The organism is Synechococcus sp. A15-24 (genome assembly GCF_014280195.1).
GTDB lineage: Bacteria > Cyanobacteriota > Cyanobacteriia > PCC-6307 > Cyanobiaceae > Parasynechococcus.
This window is the reverse complement of sequence record NZ_CP047960.1, coordinates 919118-939193: the sequence shown is the minus strand read 5'-3', so window position 1 is coordinate 939193 and position 20076 is coordinate 919118. Positions and strand designations below refer to the sequence as shown.

At 62.3% G+C, this 20076-nt stretch carries 24 protein-coding genes and 1 tRNA gene; 9 read left to right on the top strand and 16 right to left on the bottom strand.

The genetic code is table 11. The features are described 5' to 3' along the window. Window positions 1-11: 11 nt before the first annotated feature. From rlmB to SynA1524_RS05055, 6 genes are read right to left on the bottom strand one after another with little or no spacing between them, the layout of a single operon-like run. Window positions 12-1442 carry a 23S rRNA (guanosine(2251)-2'-O)-methyltransferase RlmB gene (gene rlmB, locus SynA1524_RS05080; protein ID WP_186499220.1) on the bottom strand — a complete coding sequence of 477 codons (1431 nt, stop codon included), beginning with the start codon at window positions 1440-1442 and terminating at the stop codon, window positions 12-14. Continuing rightward, entirely contained in the window at window positions 1439-1864 is a 426-nt protein-coding gene (locus tag SynA1524_RS05075; protein ID WP_186499219.1) for a ribonuclease III domain-containing protein, read from the bottom strand. Before SynA1524_RS05075 ends, rlmB begins: the two co-directional genes overlap by 4 nt. Beyond that, window positions 1861-2247 carry an STAS domain-containing protein gene (locus SynA1524_RS05070; RefSeq protein ID WP_286188696.1) on the bottom strand — a complete coding sequence of 129 codons (387 nt, stop codon included), beginning with the start codon at window positions 2245-2247 and terminating at the stop codon, window positions 1861-1863. Before SynA1524_RS05070 ends, SynA1524_RS05075 begins: the two co-directional genes overlap by 4 nt. Window positions 2248-2280: 33 nt before the next feature. Continuing rightward, window positions 2281-3432 (bottom strand): glutamine-hydrolyzing carbamoyl-phosphate synthase small subunit, encoded by a 1152-nt coding sequence (gene carA / locus SynA1524_RS05065; RefSeq protein ID WP_186499218.1) that lies wholly within the window; start codon window positions 3430-3432, stop codon window positions 2281-2283. A 41-nt stretch (window positions 3433-3473) separates the two neighbouring features. Further along, the gene (gene trpD / locus SynA1524_RS05060) at window positions 3474-4508 is read right to left on the bottom strand and encodes an anthranilate phosphoribosyltransferase (protein WP_186499217.1); all 1035 of its coding nucleotides are present in this window, start codon (window positions 4506-4508) and stop codon (window positions 3474-3476) included. A gap of 58 nt (window positions 4509-4566) precedes the next feature. After that, window positions 4567-4890, bottom strand: coding sequence for a DUF3288 family protein (locus tag SynA1524_RS05055; protein ID WP_186499216.1), 324 nt, complete (start codon window positions 4888-4890; stop codon window positions 4567-4569). Window positions 4891-4940: 50 nt separating this feature from the next. Here SynA1524_RS05055 and SynA1524_RS05050 point away from each other — a divergent pair, with 50 nt between their 5' ends. The 6 genes from SynA1524_RS05050 (at window position 4941) to SynA1524_RS05025 (ending at window position 8411) form a co-directional block, all read left to right on the top strand. Further along, the gene (locus SynA1524_RS05050) at window positions 4941-6695 is read left to right on the top strand and encodes an ABC transporter ATP-binding protein (protein ID WP_186499215.1); all 1755 of its coding nucleotides are present in this window, start codon (window positions 4941-4943) and stop codon (window positions 6693-6695) included. Window positions 6696-6763: 68 nt separating this feature from the next. Beyond that, on the top strand, window positions 6764-7027 hold the full coding sequence (locus SynA1524_RS05045) for a hypothetical protein (RefSeq protein ID WP_186499214.1): 264 nt from the start codon (window positions 6764-6766) through the stop codon (window positions 7025-7027). Window positions 7028-7052: 25 nt separating this feature from the next. Continuing rightward, a complete protein-coding gene (gene msrA, locus SynA1524_RS05040) occupies window positions 7053-7763 on the top strand; it encodes a peptide-methionine (S)-S-oxide reductase MsrA (protein ID WP_186499213.1) in 711 nt (236 codons plus the stop codon). A gap of 1 nt (window position 7764) precedes the next feature. Continuing rightward, entirely contained in the window at window positions 7765-7920 is a 156-nt protein-coding gene (locus SynA1524_RS05035) for a hypothetical protein (protein WP_186499212.1), read from the top strand. A 67-nt stretch (window positions 7921-7987) separates the two neighbouring features. Continuing rightward, the gene (locus tag SynA1524_RS05030) at window positions 7988-8323 is read left to right on the top strand and encodes a hypothetical protein (RefSeq protein WP_186499211.1); all 336 of its coding nucleotides are present in this window, start codon (window positions 7988-7990) and stop codon (window positions 8321-8323) included. Window positions 8324-8337: 14 nt separating this feature from the next. Next, a tRNA-Pro gene (locus tag SynA1524_RS05025) sits at window positions 8338-8411 on the top strand. 92 nt (window positions 8412-8503) lie between these two features. Here SynA1524_RS05025 and ptrA read toward each other — a convergent pair. The 4 genes from ptrA to SynA1524_RS05005 all read right to left on the bottom strand — a co-directional run bounded on the left by ptrA (window position 8504) and on the right by SynA1524_RS05005 (window position 11575). Beyond that, on the bottom strand, window positions 8504-9139 hold the full coding sequence (gene ptrA, locus SynA1524_RS05020; RefSeq protein WP_186499210.1) for a Crp/Fnr family transcriptional regulator PtrA: 636 nt from the start codon (window positions 9137-9139) through the stop codon (window positions 8504-8506). A 189-nt stretch (window positions 9140-9328) separates the two neighbouring features. Next, window positions 9329-10303, bottom strand: coding sequence for a phosphate ABC transporter substrate-binding protein PstS (pstS, locus tag SynA1524_RS05015; protein WP_186499209.1), 975 nt, complete (start codon window positions 10301-10303; stop codon window positions 9329-9331). 156 nt (window positions 10304-10459) lie between these two features. After that, window positions 10460-10708 carry a hypothetical protein gene (locus tag SynA1524_RS05010; protein ID WP_186499208.1) on the bottom strand — a complete coding sequence of 83 codons (249 nt, stop codon included), beginning with the start codon at window positions 10706-10708 and terminating at the stop codon, window positions 10460-10462. 96 nt (window positions 10709-10804) lie between these two features. Then, window positions 10805-11575 (bottom strand): 3'-5' exonuclease, encoded by a 771-nt coding sequence (locus SynA1524_RS05005; protein ID WP_186499207.1) that lies wholly within the window; start codon window positions 11573-11575, stop codon window positions 10805-10807. An 84-nt stretch (window positions 11576-11659) separates the two neighbouring features. Here SynA1524_RS05005 and SynA1524_RS05000 point away from each other — a divergent pair, with 84 nt between their 5' ends. After that, window positions 11660-12115, top strand: a complete 456-nt coding sequence (locus tag SynA1524_RS05000) for a peroxiredoxin (RefSeq protein WP_186499206.1) — start codon at window positions 11660-11662, stop codon at window positions 12113-12115. Between the two features lie 6 nt (window positions 12116-12121). Beyond that, a complete protein-coding gene (locus SynA1524_RS04995; RefSeq protein WP_186499205.1) occupies window positions 12122-12844 on the top strand; it encodes a DUF1350 family protein in 723 nt (240 codons plus the stop codon). 1 nt (window position 12845) lies between these two features. Here SynA1524_RS04995 and acs read toward each other — a convergent pair whose 3' ends face one another. Then, window positions 12846-14873 carry an acetate--CoA ligase gene (acs, locus tag SynA1524_RS04990; RefSeq protein WP_502707909.1) on the bottom strand — a complete coding sequence of 676 codons (2028 nt, stop codon included), beginning with the start codon at window positions 14871-14873 and terminating at the stop codon, window positions 12846-12848. Between the two features lie 80 nt (window positions 14874-14953). On the opposite strand from acs, the gene SynA1524_RS04985 reads away from it, so the two are divergent. After that, window positions 14954-15613 carry an HAD family hydrolase gene (locus SynA1524_RS04985; RefSeq protein WP_186499203.1) on the top strand — a complete coding sequence of 220 codons (660 nt, stop codon included), beginning with the start codon at window positions 14954-14956 and terminating at the stop codon, window positions 15611-15613. Here the strand turns inward: SynA1524_RS04985 and sds are convergent. Genes sds through SynA1524_RS04960 form a run of 5 tightly spaced genes read right to left on the bottom strand, consistent with a single transcriptional unit; the run spans window position 15597 to window position 20075 of the window. Then, window positions 15597-16568, bottom strand: coding sequence for a solanesyl diphosphate synthase (gene sds / locus SynA1524_RS04980; protein ID WP_186499202.1), 972 nt, complete (start codon window positions 16566-16568; stop codon window positions 15597-15599). The two genes, SynA1524_RS04985 and sds, sit on opposite strands and share 17 nt — an antisense overlap. A 37-nt stretch (window positions 16569-16605) precedes the next feature. Further along, entirely contained in the window at window positions 16606-17394 is a 789-nt protein-coding gene (gene murI, locus SynA1524_RS04975; RefSeq protein ID WP_186499201.1) for a glutamate racemase, read from the bottom strand. Further along, window positions 17391-18485 carry an N-acetylmuramoyl-L-alanine amidase gene (locus tag SynA1524_RS04970; RefSeq protein ID WP_186499200.1) on the bottom strand — a complete coding sequence of 365 codons (1095 nt, stop codon included), beginning with the start codon at window positions 18483-18485 and terminating at the stop codon, window positions 17391-17393. The genes murI and SynA1524_RS04970 overlap by 4 nt, the downstream gene beginning before the upstream one ends. A 5-nt stretch (window positions 18486-18490) precedes the next feature. Beyond that, window positions 18491-19312 (bottom strand): carbon-nitrogen hydrolase family protein, encoded by an 822-nt coding sequence (locus tag SynA1524_RS04965; protein WP_186499199.1) that lies wholly within the window; start codon window positions 19310-19312, stop codon window positions 18491-18493. A gap of 34 nt (window positions 19313-19346) precedes the next feature. Further along, complete coding sequence (locus SynA1524_RS04960) at window positions 19347-20075, bottom strand: 2-phosphosulfolactate phosphatase family protein (protein ID WP_186499517.1); 729 nt, start codon at window positions 20073-20075, stop codon at window positions 19347-19349. Between the last annotated feature and the right edge of the window lies 1 nt (window position 20076).

Sequence of the window (20076 nt, the reverse complement as noted above, 5' to 3'; positions counted from 1 at the left end):
ACACGGTCAACTCAGGGAGAAAGCTGGATGCTCTGATCAAACTCGCGTCCTGCATCGAGATCTCGTCGTTCAAGGTCCAGTTCGATGCGCTCCTCAGGCTGCGTCGTTTCAACCTGTGGTGCTGGCGTGCCGTCCTCGCGCTGACCGGCCATCCGCGCCCGCTGAATCGGCGGCGACGGAGCCTGACCATGAATGTCCTTCATCCAGTTGCGACGGGCCACCTCGTACACGCACAGCGCCGTTGCCACAGATGCATTCAGGCTTGGCGTGACGCCCCGCAGCGGAATCCGTACCAACTGGTCGCAGTGGCGGCGTGTCAGCAGGGATAACCCCTGATCCTCCGAACCGGTCACCAGCACCAGCGGCCCACTCAGATCCACATCAGGCAGGGTCACATCGCCCTCACCTGCCAGGCCAATCACCCGATAGCCGGCATCCTTGAGCTTCTCGAGAGAGCGGTTGAGGTTGACCACCCGCGCCACCGGGAGGTGTTCAAGGGCGCCAGCAGCCACCTTCGCCGCCGACCCCGTCAGACCGGCACTGCGTCGTTGGGGCAACACCACGCCATGGGCTCCCATGGCCTCAGCCGAACGGACCACAGCACCGAGGTTGTGGGGATCCGTGACGCCATCGAGGGCCAGCAGCAACGGCGGTTCCCCCAGATCGGAGCAGCCTTCAATCAGGCTCTCCAGATCGATTGTTTCAGCTGCCGCTGTCTGCAGGGCAATGCCCTGGTGCACTGAGCCTCCGGCGATCTGGCCCAGACGGGCCCAGGTGACCTCCTCCACCAGCACACCGGAAGCCTTGGCATCGCGAAGCAGTTGCAGAAACTTGGCGGCACTGCGCATCTCCGGGGTGCACCAGATGCGATGGATCGGTCGACCGGCTTCCAGGGCCGCGAGTGCTGAATGACGACCCCAGACCAGATCATCAGCTGGCGGCGTGGCAGCAGCCGCCTCCCCCTCAGGCTTGCGCGGAGCACGATCCCTGAATGGAAGCCGCGAGCGCTCCCGTTGAAAGGACGGACGCCGGTCACCCCGCCGGTCCCCCTGTGCTTCATCCCGACGATCAAAACGACGATCCATGCGACGCCCATCGGAACGTCCATCGGAACGGTCGTCACGGGGGGGATCACGACGATCGCTGTAAGGGCGTTGATCGTCCCGACGCCCCTCCCGACGCGCGGGGCGCTCAGGACGCCGGTCTGCCATGAAACGTCCACGGCCTCCACGGTCGCCCCGATCAGGACGGGCGCGCTGCTCTTCATCGGAGCGACCCCGGCGACGGTCGTCCATGCGCCCCTGGCGGACCGGCGCCTCTCGGTTCCACTCGCGGCGGCCGGCATCAGCCTCAGCGTCGGTATCAGGACGAAGTCGGTCGCTGCGCCCCGGTCGTCCAGTCCTGGACGAACCGCCGGGACGGCGTTCAAAGCGAGGGCTCATGGGCGAGGTGTTGAGGATGTTGAGAGGGTGCCGGCCTGATCCAGGTGATCGAGAAGCTCCGCCAGGCGCGCTGGGTCGTTCAAATACAGCCAGCCCACCATTGTCTCAAACCCTGTGGCGAGTCCATACAAAGCCGCATCGGAGCGCTTGGGTCCGCGACCGGCCCGATTGCGGCCACGACGCACCAAATCGCGCTCCTGCTCGTTCAAGAAAGGATCAAGCTGGCCAAGGGCCTCGGCCTGTGCCTCGGCACAGACCTTGGCAACAACGGCGCGGTGCAGCACATCGGCACGACCTGGTGAGCGGCAGAAGCGCAAACGTTGGTGCAATTCCCAGACCGCATCACCCAACCACGCCAACTGAAGCGGACCGAGGTCACCAGCACTACCGCCGGCGGTCTGCCCCCGGATCCACTCGCTCAAGCCGCCAGGTTGCAGAGGGCCGAAGGCAAATCCTGGGCCAGATGCAGAAACTCTTCCAGACGCACAAGTTTCACCGTCTGCATCACACGGGAGTTCCCCACAAGGGAAAACGCGCGCTTGGCATCCGTGCACTGCTTGGCGAGCTGAACAAGGGCACCCAATCCGGATGAGTCCAGAAAATCGATCTTGCTGAGGTCAATCACAGCAGGGAGTTTGCTGGCCTTCAGCACGTCGACGACGTACTCCATGAACTGCTTCTCGGAGTAGGCGTCCAACTGACCGGTGAAATGAAACACCAGACAGCCGTTCTGTTGTTCGAAGCCTCCACGCAGAGAGACCGTCAGTCGCTGCAGTTCACTGATGGGTCCAGTCTCCCCACGCAATCACGCCACGAAGTGTAGTGATGCTGACGGTTGTCAACCACCGACGTTCCGACGATCCGCCATCAACGCAACGAAGCGACCGAAATGGTGATCGGCGTCGTGGGGTCCAGGGCTGGCCTCCGGGTGGTACTGGATGCCAAACACCGGTTGATGGCGATGCTGAAACGCTGCAACGGTGCGGTCGTTGAGATTGAGATGGGTGACCTCAACCATCGGCTCTGGCAGTGAGTCAGCGGACAGGGCAAAGCCGTGGTTCTGGCTGGTGATCTCCACCTGACCGCTCGTGCCGCAGGGATGGTTCAGACCACGGTGGCCGTAGCCGAGCTTGAAGGTCTTCCCTCCCAAGGCAAGGCCAAGAATCTGATGGCCGAGGCAGATCCCGAACAACGGCAGATTGGCCCGCTCCAGCAGGGATCGGGCCAGGTCGATGCCGCTGTCCACCGCAGCTGGATCGCCAGGGCCATTGGAGAGGAAGACCCCCTCCGGCTGATGGGACAGCACAGTGTCCAGATCGGCATCCGAGGGCAGAACGGTGACCGCACAGCCATGGGCGACCAGACGGTCGAGGATCGCCCGCTTGATGCCGAAGTCAATGGCAACCACGCGGTAAGGGAGGTCGGGATTCTGTTTCAGCCGCTGATCGAAACCGACACGGCATGGCGACGACCATTCGTAGGGCTCGGTAGTGCTGACCTCGCTGGCCAAATTGAGACCCTCCATGCTCGGGGCTCGACGGACCTCGGCCAGCAGATCAGCGGGCGAACGTCCATCGCTGCTGATAACACCATTGATGGCTCCGCCTTCTCGAAGTCGACGCACCAAGGCACGGGTGTCGACACCGCAGATGCCCACCAGGCCATGGCGTTCCATCCAGTCGTTCAGGGATTCCGAACAGCGCCAGTTGCTGGCACATGGGGCGAGCTGGCGAGCGATCACTCCCCTGGCATGGGGATGGTCGGCCTCCTGATCATCCCCATTCACGCCGGTGTTGCCCAGTTCGGGGTAGGTGAAGGTGACCAGCTGCCCGGCATAGGACGGGTCGGTCAGGACCTCCTGGTATCCGGTCATTCCGGTGTTGAACACGACCTCACCCACCACGGAGCCGCAGTGCCCGAACGCGTCACCCGTGAGAACCGTGCCATCGGCCAGCACGAGAAGAGCCTGACGTGACGAAGGGTGGGGCATCAGGCCGAAAAGCTCACGGTCATCACCCTTCATTGTCCATTTCAGGTGGCCAGGTGCTGGCGCAGGGTCTCCAGACGGGTCCAGGGAAGGCCTTGATCCAGGGCTTCGGCGGCGCGGGCCGCGGCAGAGGACAGATTTGTGTCGATCCCAGCGGCCCACAGCACCAGGGCTGTATTCAGCGCAACCACATCCCGCTGGGCTGGTTCCCCACGGCCCTGGAGCACCTGCTGAAGGATTGTCTGGTTGCAATCCAGGTCACCGCCTTTCAACGCCTCGAGATCCGCCGTTGCCAATCCGAGTTCGTCAGGAGAGAGCTGAAGCGTGCGGATGGCGCCAGCTTCGATGAAGCGCAGCTCATTGGGACCTGCCAGCGACGCCTCATCCAGCCCTCCGGCGCCGTGGACGACCACGGCTCGCTCCAATCCAAGACGTTGCAGGGCTCCAGCCATGGGATCCAGAAGATCCTTATGCGCGACCCCCAGCACCTGTGCCTGTGGTTTCAACGGATTGACCAGCGGGCCAAGCAGATTGAACACCGTGCGCACACCGAGGCTGCGTCGCAAGGGCGCCAGGTTCACCAGAGCGTGATGCCAGGCCGGAGCGTATAAAAATGTGACGCCGGCGGCAGGAATCGCGTCGACGACCGATTGCAACGGTGCTTTGAGGTTCAGGCCCAGCCCCTCCAGCACATCGGCGGAACCGACCTTGCCACTGGCACTGCGGTTGCCGTGTTTCGCCACCTCCACGCCGCAAGCCGCAGCGGTGAAGGCAACGGCGGTGGAGATATTGAAGGTGTCGGCACCATCGCCGCCCGTGCCGCAGGTGTCCACTAAAAACCGATCGGGGCGGGCACAGGGCAATGGACAAGCCTCACGCAGCACCGTCGCCATCGCCGCCAGCTCCTCGGCCTCCATCCCCTTGGCCCGGAGACCGGCCAGAAAGGCACCGGTCTGAACAGGGGTCAGGGACTCGGACAGCCAGGCCTGCATCAGGTCCGTCGCCTGTGCAGCGGACAGGCTTTCACCGCACAACAGCAGCTCCAGCAGACCGGACCATGAGGGAGAGGCAGGTGACATGCAGCGGAATGGGCCCATGGGCACCCACTATCCCCACGAAGTGCTGAGCTGACCAGATTCAGCCGTCGCTGGTCTCACTGGTGTCGAAGCCTGAGCCCACAGCGTCAGTGGCTGCGGCACCGGGGCGGTAGCCCTTGGCCCACAGCGCACGCACCTGATGGTTGAGCTCGTCCCGGCTGAGTGACCACAGGGTCAGCAACCGCTGCAAGTCCTGCTGCAGATCCTCAGCACCGGGGAAGCCGTCGTAGCGAATCAGCAGACGCGCCAGTTCCGTCAGTTCACCGTCACCCGGCGCTTCACAGGCCAGCAGACGATCGATCAAATCGCGGTCGGTCCCATGGAGGGGATGACTCTGGGTTGACTCGGACGGGGAATCAGACATCCGTGGAGAACCACACCCACCTAGGTTGACGTGCCCTGATCGGAAACCGCATGGCGGCCATGCGCCTGGACCTGATCGGCCGTTACCTCCGCCCCCATCGCAAAACCGTCATCTTCGGCGCGATCGCCCTGGTGGTGGTCAACGTCCTCAGCGTCACGATCCCGATGGAGGTGCGCCGGGTCATCGATGAGTTGCAGGTCGGCTTCGCCTATGACCGCGTCCTGAGCCAGGCCGCCTTGATCGTGCTGCTGGCCACCACCATGGGTGCCGTGCGGTTGCTGTCACGGCAGCTTGTGTTCGGTGTCGGCCGCCAGGTGGAGGTCGAACTCCGCCAGAGCCTGTTTGACCACATGCTCCGGCAGGAACCGGCCTGGGTGCAGACCACGGGCAGTGGTGATGTGATCAACAGGGCCACCAGCGATGTGGAGAACATCCGCCGCCTGCTGGGCTTCGCCATTCTCAGCCTGACCAACACCCTGCTGGCCTACAGCCTGACGCTGCCGGCAATGTTGACGATTGATCCATGGCTGACCCTGGCTGCTATTGGTCCCTATCCGGTGATGCTGACGGTGGTGCGCCTGTTCGGCGGCCGGATGATGAAGCAGCAACGCCGTCAACAGGAGGACCTGTCCGGGTTGAGCGATCTAATCCAGGAGGACCTCTCCGGTATCGGAGCGATCAAGATCTACGGCCAGGAAGCATCGGAGCAGCAGGCGTTTTCCCAGCGCAACCGCAGTTACCGAAACAGTGCCATCCGTCTGGCACGGACTCGAAGCACCCTCTTCCCCCTTTTGGAGGGTCTTTCCTCCATCTCCCTGTTGTTGCTGCTGGCCCTGGGCAGCGGCAAGCTCAGTGACGGCAGCCTCACGACCGGAGGGCTTGTCGCCCTGGTCTTCTATGTGCAGCAGCTGGTTTTTCCCACTGCATTGTTGGGCTTCACGCTCAACACGTTCCAGACCGGTCAGGTGAGTCTGGAACGGGTGGAGGAGCTGCTCCAGCGGCAACCTGCCATTCGTGATGGCAACGATCCGATCACGGCAGATCAACCTAGGAGCGGACGACTCGAAGCTCGCGGCTTGCACATCCGTTACGACGGAGCCGAGCGCGAGACCCTGAATGGTCTTGATTTCTGCATTGAACCTGGCGAACTGGTGGCCGTGGTCGGTGCTGTGGGCTGCGGCAAAACAACCCTGGCCCGTGCCTTCGGTCGGATGGTGCCCGTTCCGGACGGCCAATTGTTCCTGGATGGCGTGGACATCAACCGCCTGCCCCTGAAGGATTTGCGAGGCGAGGTGGCCATGGTTCCCCAGGAGGGATTTCTGTTCACCAGCACCCTCGCCGACAACCTTCGTTACGGCGAACCCAGGGCAGGAGATGACCTGGTCAAGCAAGCGGCCGAACGCGCCCGACTGTCGGATGACGTCAAAGGGTTCCCGAATGGATTCAGCACCATCGTCGGCGAACGGGGCATCACGCTCAGCGGCGGGCAACGTCAACGCACTGCCCTGGGGCGCGCCCTGCTGGTCTCCGCTCCGGTGCTGGTTCTGGACGATGCCTTGGCCAGCGTGGACAACAACACCGCCGCCGCCATCCTGAACTCGATTCGATCCCAGGAGGGACGCACCATTGTGATGATCAGCCACCAACTCTCGGCCGCTGCAGCCTGCGACCGGGTCTTGGTGATGGAAAACGGGCGGATCGTGCAACAGGGCCACCACAACGCCTTGATCGCCACGGCCGGGGTTTATCGAAGACTGTGGGAACGCCAACAGGCTGCCGAACAACTCGAGGGAATGGCTTCCTGAAGAAGTTGGAAGCAGAGACGGACAACACCGCTTTGAGCGGCTTAGCTGGTTGAACGCAGGAGCTTTCCATGACCAGCAGCTCACCTCTGGCGATGCGCTGCACGCTCACCTTCGGCGACATCTACGGCCAGGTGCTGGCCTGGATGGCCGTGATCTTCGTGAGCCTTGCGGCAGGACTGGCCCTGATGGGCTCATCACGGCCGATTTTCGCGCTCGTGGGCGTCGGTCTGATTCTGGTGCTGAGCCTTCCCTTTCTTCTGTTCGCATTCGTCACCACCCTGCTGAACCACATTCAGCTGGAACCCGTTCAGAGCACCGATCAGCCTGCCTAGGGTTACATGGACTCTCTGATCATTCATGCTCCCCTCCTGGCTGACCCAACGCGGTGGTGAGTCCTCGACAGAGGAGATGCATGCCGTGCTTGGCACCCCGCTGCGGGCACCATTGATGAGTGATCAGGAGGAAGCACTTTTTGCCTGCGGATGTTTCTGGGGCGCTGAGAAGGGGTTCTGGCGTCTTCCGGGTGTGGTGACCACGGCCGTGGGTTACGCCGGTGGTCAGCGATCCAACCCGACGTATCAAGAGGTCTGCACAGGGACAACCGGCCACACCGAAGTGGTGCGGGTGGTCTGGAGCACCCCAGCCGTGGATTTCAGTGATCTGCTGAAACTGTTCTGGGAATGCCATGACTCCACCCAGGGGAACCGCCAGGGCAACGACACAGGAACCCAGTACCGCTCAGCGATCTACACCACGACAGATCAGCAGATGAGCCTGGCCCAGGCCAGCAGAACCGCGTATCAGGACGCCCTGAATGAACGGGGGTATGGACCGATCACCACGGAGATCCTGGCGGATCAGGCGTTTACCTTCGCTGAGCCTTATCACCAGCAATACCTCGCCAAACCCGGCAGTCGTCCCTACTGCTCCGCCATGCCAACTCAGACCGTTCTGGGTGACTTCGACGGGAACAATTACCGCCTTCCATCAACGGTCTGGGCGGCCTACGACTGGAGCATCAACCACTGTGTGCTGCGCAGCGACAATGCCCCGATCCGCCTCGATTGAGATGACAGAACGGCAGGTTCTGATCGCGATCGGTTTGACGGTGCTGCTGGTGATCGGTTTGGTCTTTTCAACCCGCACCCCAGAGGCCAGCCGCGGTCCTGAACTGATCTGGCGCGAGACTCCACCATCACCAGCATCGAGGTCATTGCAAATCTGACCACCGCGCTTTGGATGCGCCAATGGTCAGTGGCAAGGTGTGGGCATTACCTCCACCGAGGATCGCTGTGAGCGCTCCGCCGGACCCGACGGATCGACGCCGGCTTCATCCACTCCCACGGGGGCTGGTGGAGCTTTACGGACTCATCGCCGTCTTGATGGTGCTGATCCCTGAGTGGCTGGCCGATGGCACGATCAACATCGGCCAGGCCGGTGGACCGAACACCCTGCCGATGCGAGCACGGGCCTGGAGGACGCTTCCAGAGCTGAGGCTCGCGGCCATGAACCTCAAGGAGATGCGTCAGATGGCCTCTGAGATGCGCCTTCTGCAGTACGGGAACCAGTCAAGAGATCAGCTGACCACTCGCATGCTGAAACGACTCAGGCGGCGGAATGCCCTGTGATAATTTGCATCTGACGGGGCGTAGCGCAGCTTGGTAGCGCACCACTTTGGGGTAGTGGGGGTCGTGGGTTCAAATCCCGCCGCTCCGATCCAACCGTCCAAACCCCGACCGCGTCGCACTGCGATAGGTCACAAGCCGGCACTTCTGTGCCGGCTTTTTAATGCCCTGAATCCTCAGGAATCAGCGACGTGGCAGGTGGGCGATCACCAGGTGCCGCTGGGCATCGATCTTCAACCAGCCCTCATCACGCAGCAGACCGATCACCCGGGTCACCGTGACGCGGGTGGTGCTCAGAGCACTGGCCATCTCCTGATGGGTCAGCCGCAGATTGAGTCGCAAGCCGTCGTCACAGGGTTGGCCATAGTCCTGGGCCAACATTTCCAGAAAACCGCGCACCCGCTCCTCCACGCGGCGCAGACCGAGCAGAGCCAACATGTACTCGGCCTGCCGGTAACGAGCACCAATGGCATCCATCATCGCCAGAGCGAGTTGGGGTGCCTGCTCCACCTCACTGGTGCTCAAGCAGAGAAGGTCACAGTCACTCAGTGCCACCGCTTCATAGGCCTCCACCGTGCTCAGTGGTTCACCAAAAGGCTCGTTCGGTCCGGCAAGCCCAAGCAGCAACTCATCGCCATGCACAGATACGGCACCAAGCTTGACCATGCCGCGCATAACAAGCCAGATGCTGTTCTTCAGCAACGGGACAACACTGCCCGCCGTCAGATGAACAAGGTTGCGTTTCTGGTAGTTGGTTTCCAGCAATTCCCTGAAACCGTCACGTCTTGGGGAGAGTTCACGGGAGGGAATCGCAACCATTGAGATGTTCCGCGGATACATCCGAACTGTATGGAGCGCAACATGCGTCCCAGGCAAAGGGCGGGATGTGATTCGGTTAAGACCCGCCTAACTTTTGTCCAAGAGTGAGAAAAGAATAAAAAAAGGGGGCCCTTGGGCCCCCTCGAAACTGTTCAAAACCGTCGGATCAACCGACGGCTCAGCCAGTCATCACTCGCCGATCTTGTTCACAGCAGCCTTGGCCTTGGCCAGGATGTCGCCCTTCAGGGGCACGAAGCCCAGGGAAGGAGCCTTGTCCTGAGCAGCATCGCCCAGCATGTAATTGAAGGCTTCCTGAACAACCTTGGCGTCCTTGCCGTTGCCGGTCTTGTACGCCAGAACCCAGGTCAGGGTTGCGATGGGATAAGCACCCTTGGCGGTGGGGTTGGGGTTCTTGCCAGCCAGGTCCTTGTCCAGCTGAATGCCGTTCAGGGCGCGGGCACCAGCAGTCACGGAGGGCTTCAGGTACTCACCGGACTTGTTCTGCAGAGAAGCAGCAACGACCTTGCCCTTGATGTAGGACTGGTTGACGTAACCGATGGCACCCATACGGTTCTGGATAACACCGGCAACACCGGAGTTGCCCTTGGCGCCAACGCCTGCAGGCCACTTGACGGACTTACCGGTGCCCAGGGTCCACTTGGAGGAGAAGGCCTGCATGGAGTTAGTGAAGGCCTTGGTGGTGCCGGAGCCATCGGAACGGTGCACCCAGGTGATGGTGCCAGGCTGGCAGCCGAGGTCTTGCCAGTTACGGATCTGACCCATGGCGACCATGACGGCCTGCTCCTGGGTGAGCTTCAGATCACAACCGGGCTTGTTGTAGCCGAAGGCGATGGTGCCGCCAACCATGGGGATCTGGACCACGCCGCGCTTGACCTTGGCCATGTCCTTCTTCTTCATCGGATCATCCGATGCACCGAAGTTCACGGTCTGGTCTATGAAAGCCTTACGGCCGGAGCCGGAACCGACAGCCTGGTAGTTGACCTGAGGGCCACCGGACTTGGCCAGATCAGCGAACCAACGCTGGTAGATCTTGGCGGGGAAAGAAGCGCCAGCACCGTTCAGTTTTTCTGCGGCGGAGGCGGACATGCCAGCCCCAAGGGCAAGCACGGAAGAGACGAGAAGAGCCTTCTTAGCGAAGCTCATGGGAGGCCTAATGGGGAAGTTGGCGTCCTAGGAGTAGCCAACTTAAAACGAATCCGTCGTTAGGACCAGGTTAAGGAAAGTTCAATCTCCAAGCCTCGTGCTGGTTCTCGTTCATGTCATTGACGAATCAAGGCGCTTGATTCGGGTCAAGTCGGTTTACTCCCGTCGCAATCGTGTGGACACGCAATAACCATCCAACCAACGATTGATGCGGCGACGTTGAGCCGGAGGCACTTCTTCCAGCAACTGCGAGAGTTCCTCAGCACCCATGCGCCGCAACGCACGAACGTTCACATGCCAGAGCGCTTCGGCCTCCCGGATCAGCCGAGCCCAGGTGCGCACCTGCTGCCACTGCCGCAAGCGGTTCTGGATGGGATGACGACGACGGTGGATGAAAATGGCCATGGCTTCACCCTGCTGTGGAGACAGCCAAACAAACCAAACCACCCCAGTCGCTTCGGAGTGCTGAAGCAAAAGAGCATCTGTACCAGACGTCCCGGCTCAGGCAGCGCGGCGTTCCGGACCAGGTTCAACGACCTCAACAGGAAAATCGAGGCTCTTGACCTCCCGTTGGCTCAGGCGGCGAGTCCAGGCCCCTTTCACAGGATCGTTCCAGCGGAATCCAGCATCCCGTGCGAGATGGCGGTCGTCGTAGGACACCCTGGCCCGCATTAACTGGCGGGGCTCAAGGCCGTGCAGCAGCATCGTCTCCAGATCGTCGCAACGGGCGAACACCTCCGCCAGATAGATGCAATCGGTCAATGCCCGATGGGCTGACCAGACCGGAACGCCATAAGCCAGAGCGAGATCCCGCACGGAAGGCCGTGAACGCAGCTGGCGATCGGCAGGCCAGCGCAAGTCCTCCATCGAACAAAGCCATGGATGGCTGACGGCAGGCAAGGGATCCCGACCAAACCACTGACGATCGAAGGCAGCGTTGTGGGCCACCAGCACGTCCGAGGCGGAGAGGAGTTCATCCAACCAGCGCAGTGCACCAGTCCAGGGCTGAGGCAACCGTGTGACCGACGCGGGGATCCGGTTGATCGGTTCCGCCGCATTGGATTCCACCGGCAACAGAAAGGACTGCTGCGCCAGAACGGATCGTGCCGACACATCAAACAAAATCGCCCCGACTTCGAGGCAACGATCCTTCTCCGGATCCAGCCCTGTGGTCTCGGTGTCAATGATCAGAAGCGTGGCAGGACCTGCCGGAGCCTCCGGCTCAGGACACTGCTCCGGCACCGCCTCCAACAAGGTCAACTGATCAGCCATTTGCACGCTCCCAATCCCCAAGTCGATTGTCTCGCTCGGTGCAAGTGGTTCTCTGCTTAGGGTCTTTGCTGATAAATCAAGCCAATGGCCCTTGGCGTCGGCGACTCCCTGCCCGGCTTCTGTCTGGATGATCAGGATGGCGAGCAGCGGACTCCCGAGATGGTGCGTGGCCGCTGGCTGGTGCTGTTCTTCTACCCCAAGGACGACACGCCAGGGTGCACAATTCAGGCCTGCAGCTTTCGCGACAGCAGTGCCGCCTTTCAGGAACTCGGAGCCGAGGTCTGGGGCATCAGTGGTGATGACGCCATCAGCCACCGCCGCTTCGCGACACGCCATGGACTGAACTTCCCCCTGCTGGTCGATCGGAACAACAGTCTTCGCCGCAGCCTTGGGGTTCCCAAGGCCCTCGGGCTGATGCCCGGTCGGGTGACCTATGTGGTGGATGGTGGAGGGGTCATCCGGCACATCTTCAGCAACCTTCTGGATGGTCCTGCCCACGTGCGAGAAGCGGAACGGGTGATCGCCTCCCTCCAGGGCTGATCACAGATGGATTGGCGTCAACAAGGAAAGATCTGGCAACTGAGACCATCACGGCCCGTCGGCCAGGTGGATTTCATCGGTGGGAGCTACCTGGCTGCCACGCCCCAGGTGAGTTACCGTCGAATGCTCGAAGATCTCAGCAACAACGGCCTGGTGGTCAACGCCTGGGCCTATGTGCCGGGGTTTGATCATCAAAGCCAGGCCCGGGAGGCCTGGTCCGAGTTTCGGACCGCACGCAAACAGCTCGAGGAGCGTTACGGCCCGTTGCCGATGCCGCTGCGGCTCGGTCACAGCCTCGGTTGCAAATTGCAGCTGCTGGCTCCGGACGGGGGGAGGAACAGCCGAGGTTTGGTGGCTCTCAGTTTCAACAATTTTCAGGCGGATCGATCGATCCCCCTGCTCGGGGAGATCGCCCCACGGCTGGGGGTTGAAACAGAGTTCAGTCCGTCACCTGGGGAGACCCTTCGGCTGATCAGCCGGCACTACCAGCAGGAACGCAACTTGCTGGTGCGGTTCGGCCGCGATCAACTGGATCAGAGCGATGCCTTGCTGCAGGCCCTTGAGCAACGACCGCAGAACCGCACCGAGGTGTTGCAGCTACCAGGCGACCACCTCACCCCAGCCAGTGCGGGGTTGAGGCGCAGCATCCTTGGCGACTGGGCGGATGACCCGAAACGAGTCGGTGTCATCCGTCAGTTGACCGAGGTGATTAGCAGCTGGTCCAGCTGACTCATGCCCGCAGCCGATCGAGGACCGAACGATCCTCCAGGGTGCTGGTGTCGCCGCTGACCTCCTGACCGGCAGCCAACGCCCGCAGGATCCGGCGCATGATCTTGCCACTGCGGGTCTTGGGCAGTGCATCACTACAACGAATCTCATCAGGCCGGGCGATCGGTCCGATCTCCGTGCCCACATGGGCCCTGAGCTGCTTGATCAGATCATCCGACGACGCACGCCCCGACTCAAGAGTGACGAACGCCACGATGCCCTCGCCTTTGAGGTCATCGGGACGCCCTACCACGGCAGCTTCCGCCACCGCGGGATGGCTCACCAGAGCGGACTCAATTTCCATCGTGCCGAGGCGGTGACCGGAGACGTTGATCACGTCATCCACCCGGCCCATCACCCAGAAATATCCATCGGCATCACGTCGGGCGCCATCCCCAGCGAAATAGAGGTACGAACCGTCGGCAGGACGGATGTGCTCCCAGTAGCTCTCACGAAAGCGCTGAGGGTTGCCATGCACCGTCCGCATCATCCCGGGCCAGGGGGCCCGCACGGCAAGATACCCACCTTCATCGGGCCCGCAGCTGTTGCCTTCCGCATCAACGATGTCGGCCTGAATGCCCGGCAGCGGCAGCGTGGCGGATCCCGGTTTCGTGGGAGTAGCTCCAGGCAGCGGACTGATCATCACGCCACCGGTTTCGGTCTGCCACCAGGTATCGACAATCGGACAGCGGTTGCCGCCAATCACGTCGCGATACCACATCCAAGCCTCCGGATTGATCGGTTCACCAACGGTGCCAAGCAGACGGAGGCTGCTCATGTCGAATTGATCCGGCACCTGGCGGCCACTCTTCATGAAGGCTCGAATCGCCGTCGGCGCGGTGTAGAAGATCGTGATGCCGTGCTTCTGGATCAACTCCCAGAACGCACCGGGTTTGGAGGGGCGCGGCGCGCCCTCGTACATCACTGTGGTAGCAGCGTTGGACAGCGGGCCGTACACGATGTAGCTGTGGCCGGTGATCCAACCAACATCCGCTGTGCACCAGTAGATGTCGTTATCGCGGATGTCGAAAATCCACTGGAAGGTGAGATGGGCCCAGAGGTTGTAACCGGCAGTGGTGTGCACCACACCCTTGGGTTTGCCGGTTGAGCCTGAGGTGTAGAGCACGAACAGTCGATCTTCACTGGCCATAGGCTCCGCAGGGCAATCGCTGCCCTGGGTATCCACGAGGTCGTGCCACCACTGATCACGGCCGGCAACCATCTCCACGGGCTGCTTGGTGCGCTGCACCACGAGCACGCCAGTCACCGAAGGACAGGCGCCCTCCGCTAGAGCGGCATCAACGGCAGGTTTGAGGGAAACAGGCTTGTCCTTTCTGAATCCCCCATCCGCCGTGATCACGGCCTTCGCCTCACCGTCCTTGAGGCGGTCGCGCAAGGCCTCGGCAGAGAAACCACCAAACACAACGGAATGGGGGGCACCGACGCGAGCGCAGGCGAGCATCGCAATGGCGGCCTCTGGAATCATCGGCATGTACAGGGCGACCAGATCGCCTTTGCCGATGCCCATGGCCTTCAGGGCGTTGGCGGCTTTGCACACCTCGGCATGGAGCTCGCGATAGGTGAAACGGCGCACGTCTCCGGGCTCCCCTTCCCAGATCAGCGCGGTCTTCTCAGCCTTGGCCCCCTCGAGATGTCGGTCGAGGCAGTTGTACGAAAGGTTGGTGGTGCCCCCTTCAAACCAGCGGGCGAAGGGAGGTTGCGACCAATCGAGAACCGTGTGGAACGGCTCGAACCAATGCAGCTCACGACGGGCTGCCTCCCCCCAGAACCCATCGGGATCCGTGGTCGCCGCCTCCGCCATGGCGCGGTAAGTCTCCAGACTGCCGATGCGTGCTGCACCCTCCATCTCCGCCGGCGGCTGAAACACCCGCTGCTCCTGCAGGACACTTTCGATCGACGTATTGGACTCGGTCACAGCAGACGGGCTAAAGACTGTTGTTGCAAGGGTAAGGAGGAGTTGATCGAGCATTCCATGACCCGTATCAATCCGTCGGACAGAGGGTGAAACCACGGCGCGTTTGACTGGAACCTGCCGAGCTCCCGGATGGCGTGCCAGCTCTTCCCGCAGCCTGCCTGTTCGATCTGGATGGATTGCTGCTCGACACGGAGCCCTTGCACAGCCGAGGCTGGTCCGAAGCCGCCAGACACTTCGGAGCGCAGCTCAGCAACGACCAGTTGCTGCAACTCAAGGGGCGTCGTCGTCTCGACTGCGCCGCCCTGGTGAGCAGCTGGCTGCCGCGTCCTGTGGAATCAGACGACTTGCTGGCAGTTCAGCAGCCGATCGTGAGGGCGCTGCTTCCCAACGCCAAGGCCATGCCCTTCGCTCAAGAGCTGGTGGAGCACTGCGATCACCGAGGAATTCAGATGGCCTTGGTCACCAGCAGCAGCCTTGAAGCCGTGAGCTTTAAAGCCGCACCCCATCCCTGGCTGAAGCGGATCCAACTCAGGGTCCACGGAGACGATCCAGAGCTCGAAGCCGGCAAGCCGGACCCTGCACCATTCCTTCTGGCCGCGTCACGGCTTGGCTTTGATCCCAAGACCTGTTGGGCCCTGGAGGATTCTCAGGCAGGCACAGCGGCTGCGCTGTCAGCCGGGTGCCACGTCTGGGTGCTGAATGAACATGGACTAACCCAAGCAATGGATGTGAATCCAAGGCACATCAACAGTCTTGGTGTCGTTCTGGACATGTTGGTCAGTACAGACGGCTGAGCACAAAGTCAGGAAGCTCCAGCAGGGCCCGCTTGCAGGGGGAGTCGGTCATCCAGGCAATGGCGTCACGGGATTCCCGAGCGAAGGTTTCCGCCAATTCCCTGGTACGAGGAATGGCGCGGGAGGAGCGCACCATCTCCAGGGCCTGGTCAAGGTCCCCTGGCTCTGCAAACTCACGGGCAATCAAGGCCTGCAGGCCTGGGTGCTCCTCCATGGCGTAAAAGGTGGGGGCCGTCAGATAGCCGCTGGCCAGGTCGCTGGCAGCGGGCTTGCCGAGCTGCTGATCACTGCCGGTGAAATCGAGGATGTCGTCCACCACTTGGAACGCCAGCCCCAGCTGACGGCCGAAGCAGTACAGCCCATCCAGCTCAGATGCGGAACAACCACTGAGAACCCCTGCGGCCCGTGCACTGTTGGCGATCAACGAGGCGGTTTTGCAATAGCTCTTTTCGAGGTAAGTCTCGAAGCTCTGCGCGGTGTCGAAACGGAAGAGACCCTGCTTCACCTCACCATCCGCCAGATCCATGATCACGCGGCTGAGCAGCTTCACCACCTCAAGGTCATCGAGGTTGGCGAGATGCCAGCTGGCCTGCGCAAAGAGAAAATCACCGGCCAGAACGGCAACACGCGCATCAAAGCGGCTATGGACGGTGTCCACACCACGACGGGTGGACGCCTCATCGACCACATCATCGTGAACGAGCGAGGCCGTATGGATCATCTCGGTGATCTCGGCCAAGCGTCGATGCCTTGGTGTTAGCTGGCCGTCAGCGGAAAGTGCGCGGGACAGCAAAAGAACAATGCCGGGGCGAAGCCTTTTGCCACCGGCGCTGAAGAGATGCTCGGCAGCGGCCTGAAGAATTGGATGTCCGGCGCCAATCAGGCTGCGCAGATCTCCGAGCAGAGTTTCGAGATCGGTTTCGACCGGTTGCAGCAGCTCGGTGACGGTGATCATGAAACCTCTCGGCGCCGCGATCCTAGTGGTGATGGCCTCAGCTCTGCAGCCGTTGCAAATGAACCTCAGGGCGGGCCCCAAGCCAGGGAGTGGCGCGGTTGGCAAAACCGTCAGGATCCGCAGTGACGCAAAAGCGGCATTGCCCAAGCTCAAGGGTGTCGCCGGGTGTTGACCGGGGAACACCGAGAACGGCATCCAACTGACGGGCCACTCCGAGAGCAGGGTCAATCAACTGAATGGCATCCGGCAGCAACTGCTTCAACAAAGGAATCAGCAATGGGTAGTGGGTGCAGCCGAGCACAATCGTTTCCACGGAGGCCGCCAACAGGGGATCGAGATAAGCCTTGGCCACCTGTCTCAGTTCGTCACTGCTGCAGTCACCGGCCTCAATCAAGGGAACGAAAGCCGGACAAGCCTGCTCCACGACAAGAGCTCCGGGATGGAGGGCTTCGATGCTGGCGCTGTAGGCCGCCGAGGCCACCGTGGCTGGTGTCGCCAGCACTCCCACCCGCCGGGTTTCCACCATGGCCGCCGCGGCACCGATTAGCCCGATCACCGGGCCACCCGCCTGCCCCTCAGCCACGTCCCGCGCCAGGGCATTGGTGGTGTTGCAGGCCATCACCACCGTCGACACCTGCTGATCCCGCAACCAGCCGACCACTTCAGCGGCAATGCGACGAATCTCCGCCGGAGGTCGGTTGCCGTAGGGGACCCTTTCTGTATCGCCGAGATACACACACGACACCGAACCATGGCGTTCCAGCACCCGCCGAAGCACGGTCAATCCCCCGACACCGCTGTCGAAAAAGCCAAGCCGCGGACTCATCGCACCTCCTGGCGGAGGTAATTAAGAATCCCCGTGGCCAGGGCCAGGGCCAAGCGACGCCGGTGATCGGCCCTGGCGAGTCGGGGGGCATCGATGGCTCCGGTAACAAAACCCATCTCCACCAATGCGGCCGGCATCACCGTCCGCCGGATCACAAAGAAGCGGCCGCGGCGCACACCGCGGTTGGGCGTTCCAGGCGACACATCCATAATCTGCTGCTGCAAATAGCCGGCTAACCGGCCGGATCGAGGGTCCGAGTAGAAAAAGGTTTCAATCCCATTGACGTCCTGGCGCCGCATGCTGAGGGCGTTGGCATGGATGCTGATGAAGGCGGTGGCGGAGGAGCGATTCGCCAGGGAAACCCGCGGCGGCAGATCAACATCCACATCTCCGGTGCGCGTCAGCAACACGTCGACGCCGCGGGCTCGCAACAGAGCGGCCACCTGCAGAGACACATCCAGCACCACATCGGTCTCCCGCAGTCCGCCGATGCCGACTGCGCCTGGATCCGGTCCGCCGTGGCCAGGGTCGATGACGATTGTGTAGCGGCCGCGGGTCACGGTGGGGAGTCCTGAGGGATCCACCGGCGTACGGCTTGGGGCGAAGCGGCCAGGAGGTCGCCAGGCCGTGGCGCGGCCCGAGAGATCCCCTTCGCCCAAATCATCGAGCCCACGGGTGGGCAGACCGGTGAAGTTCAGCTCCCAGCGATCGGGGGCCGTCCCCCTCAGTTTCAACTGACTGGGATCCAGTTTCACACCGGGACGGAACTCCACCACCAAACGCGTGGCCCCAGGCCGTGGCTTGCCCAGTCGGATCTCCTTGACCGCGCCGCGGCCCGTCAGCCGACGGGGAAAGCGAAGTTCACCGGGAAAATCGACCCAGACGCGGGTGCCGCGGCCGTCGCTGGCGTCCTGAAAAAAGGCCTGAAGCCTTGCATTGCGGCTGGTGCGCAACTGCAGCGTGCCGTTCTCAGTGAGCGCCCAGGCCGCCAGAGCACTGGCCGCCTGAGCCGGCAGCGAGGGCAGCATCAAACAGAGCTGCAATGCCACTGCCGCAAAGCAGCGCCATCGGCGGGGCGTCGCCCTCAACATCGACGTCAGAACAATGCCGGCCGGCGGTGGCGCAGGCTCGGCATCTGATCCCGAACATGTCCCTGATGGGCCGTGTTGACGGGTGCAATCGCAGCCCCAGGCAACACACCCGCATCGGCCAACACCGTGCCCCAAGGATCAATCACCATGGCGTGACCATGGCTGTGGCGACGCCCGTAGTGCAGGCCGGTCTGCGCCGGAGCCAGCACGTAGGCGGTGTTTTCGATGGCTCGGGCCTGAAGCAGCACTTGCCAGTGGTCCTTGCCGGTAAAGGCGGTGAAAGCGGCTGGAATCATCAGCAGATCGGCTCCAGCCCCCACGAGGTGTCGATACAGCTCAGGGAAGCGAACGTCGTAACAGATGGACAGACCCACCTTGCACAGACCCGGAACATCCACCACAGGCGGCAGCTCCTGGCCGGCATTCACGGTTGCCGACTCGCGATAGGTGTTGCCGTCGGGAAGGTCAACGTCGAAGAGGTGGATCTTGTCGTAGCGGGCCAACAGCTGGCCATCCCGGTCCACCAGTTCTGCCCGGTTCAACGTCCTCGAGCCATCACCCACCGGCGCAGGGAATCCTCCGCCCAGCAGCACCACCTGGTAGCGCCGCGCCATCGTCACCAGAAAGCGGCTGCAGCGTTCGGCCAGGTCAGACGCCAGCTCCAGGCGGCGACTGTCCTCGCCCATGAAGGCGAAGTTCTCAGGCAAACCCACCAGATCCGCACCACGTCGAGCCGCCAGATCGATCTGCTCCTCGGCGGCATTGAAATTGATTTCCGGGTCCTGGCTGCTCGTGAGCTGCACGGCAGCCGCCAGGAAGTCGTTCACGGGATCTGGAGAATGAGTCGGACTTTAGAGGCGTTCAGATCGCTCGTAGCACTCCCGGCGACTGTTGCGTTGGAACGACACTCAACTGGTCCAGGCCGGCACAGCAGCGGAAGTCGTCGTCATGGTCACCGAGCCGGATCAGCCGTTGCCCGTGGCTGGCCGTACGCAGACAGGCTTCGGGATCATGACGCCACTGCTGCCACAGGGCCGTAGCTGCTGTGGCTTCATCGTTGGCGAGCGTCACCGCTTGACTCAGCTCCTGCAGGCGCGCCGCCAGAGCACCCGCAGCAAGGGAATCCTCGAGGGAGTACGTCCCTTCCCAACCGCTGCCCAAAATGGCCACGGTTTCAGGTGATTCCTTCAACAGACGCTGGGCCACCGCTTCACGGTTCGGCAGAGCAGCTGTCACCAACAAAGGCACCTGACGCACCCGATCCAGGGCACGGGTGCCGTTGGTGGTGCTCATGAACAGGCGTTTGCCGGACACGGTTGCGGGTACAACAGCCACGGGGGAATTTCCCAGGTCAAAGCCCGCCAGGGTCTGCCCCCCGCGCTCGCCCAGCAGCAGTCGCTGGTCGGCAGGCCAGGCCTCGGCCGCCGCCCGCAGATCCTCCAGATCAGCGAAGGCCTGCACCGCTTCCGCTCCGTGGTGCAGAGCCCAGGCGATGGTGGTGGTGGCGCGCAGCACATCGATCACCACCGCTGCATCAGGGCTGGCATCCGCCGGCATCTCCGCCGGAACGTGGAAATAGAAGATCTGCATG

Bases quoted from the DNA above. Each gene is read 5' to 3' on its own strand.
- SynA1524_RS05055 (WP_186499216.1), bottom strand. From the start codon at position 4,890: ATGTCTGATTCCCCGTCCGAGTCAACCCAGAGTCATCCCCTCCATGGG.
- rlmB (WP_186499220.1), bottom strand. From the start codon at position 1,442: ATGAGCCCTCGCTTTGAACGCCGTCCCGGCGGTTCGTCCAGGACTGGA.
- acs (WP_502707909.1), bottom strand. From the start codon at position 14,873: ATGCTCGATCAACTCCTCCTTACCCTTGCAACAACAGTCTTTAGCCCG.
- SynA1524_RS05050 (WP_186499215.1), top strand. From the start codon at position 4,941: ATGGCGGCCATGCGCCTGGACCTGATCGGCCGTTACCTCCGCCCCCAT.
- msrA (WP_186499213.1), top strand. From the start codon at position 7,053: ATGCTCCCCTCCTGGCTGACCCAACGCGGTGGTGAGTCCTCGACAGAG.
- pstS (WP_186499209.1), bottom strand. From the start codon at position 10,303: ATGAGCTTCGCTAAGAAGGCTCTTCTCGTCTCTTCCGTGCTTGCCCTT.
- SynA1524_RS04970 (WP_186499200.1), bottom strand. From the start codon at position 18,485: ATGTTGAGGGCGACGCCCCGCCGATGGCGCTGCTTTGCGGCAGTGGCA.
- carA (WP_186499218.1), bottom strand. From the start codon at position 3,432: ATGCCCCACCCTTCGTCACGTCAGGCTCTTCTCGTGCTGGCCGATGGC.
- sds (WP_186499202.1), bottom strand. From the start codon at position 16,568: ATGATCACCGTCACCGAGCTGCTGCAACCGGTCGAAACCGATCTCGAA.
- SynA1524_RS05035 (WP_186499212.1), top strand. From the start codon at position 7,765: ATGACAGAACGGCAGGTTCTGATCGCGATCGGTTTGACGGTGCTGCTG.
- SynA1524_RS04960 (WP_186499517.1), bottom strand. From the start codon at position 20,075: ATGCAGATCTTCTATTTCCACGTTCCGGCGGAGATGCCGGCGGATGCC.
- ptrA (WP_186499210.1), bottom strand. From the start codon at position 9,139: ATGGTTGCGATTCCCTCCCGTGAACTCTCCCCAAGACGTGACGGTTTC.
- SynA1524_RS05045 (WP_186499214.1), top strand. From the start codon at position 6,764: ATGACCAGCAGCTCACCTCTGGCGATGCGCTGCACGCTCACCTTCGGC.
- SynA1524_RS05010 (WP_186499208.1), bottom strand. From the start codon at position 10,708: ATGGCCATTTTCATCCACCGTCGTCGTCATCCCATCCAGAACCGCTTG.
- trpD (WP_186499217.1), bottom strand. From the start codon at position 4,508: ATGTCACCTGCCTCTCCCTCATGGTCCGGTCTGCTGGAGCTGCTGTTG.
- SynA1524_RS05005 (WP_186499207.1), bottom strand. From the start codon at position 11,575: ATGGCTGATCAGTTGACCTTGTTGGAGGCGGTGCCGGAGCAGTGTCCT.
- SynA1524_RS05000 (WP_186499206.1), top strand. From the start codon at position 11,660: ATGGCCCTTGGCGTCGGCGACTCCCTGCCCGGCTTCTGTCTGGATGAT.
- SynA1524_RS04995 (WP_186499205.1), top strand. From the start codon at position 12,122: ATGGATTGGCGTCAACAAGGAAAGATCTGGCAACTGAGACCATCACGG.
- murI (WP_186499201.1), bottom strand. From the start codon at position 17,394: ATGAGTCCGCGGCTTGGCTTTTTCGACAGCGGTGTCGGGGGATTGACC.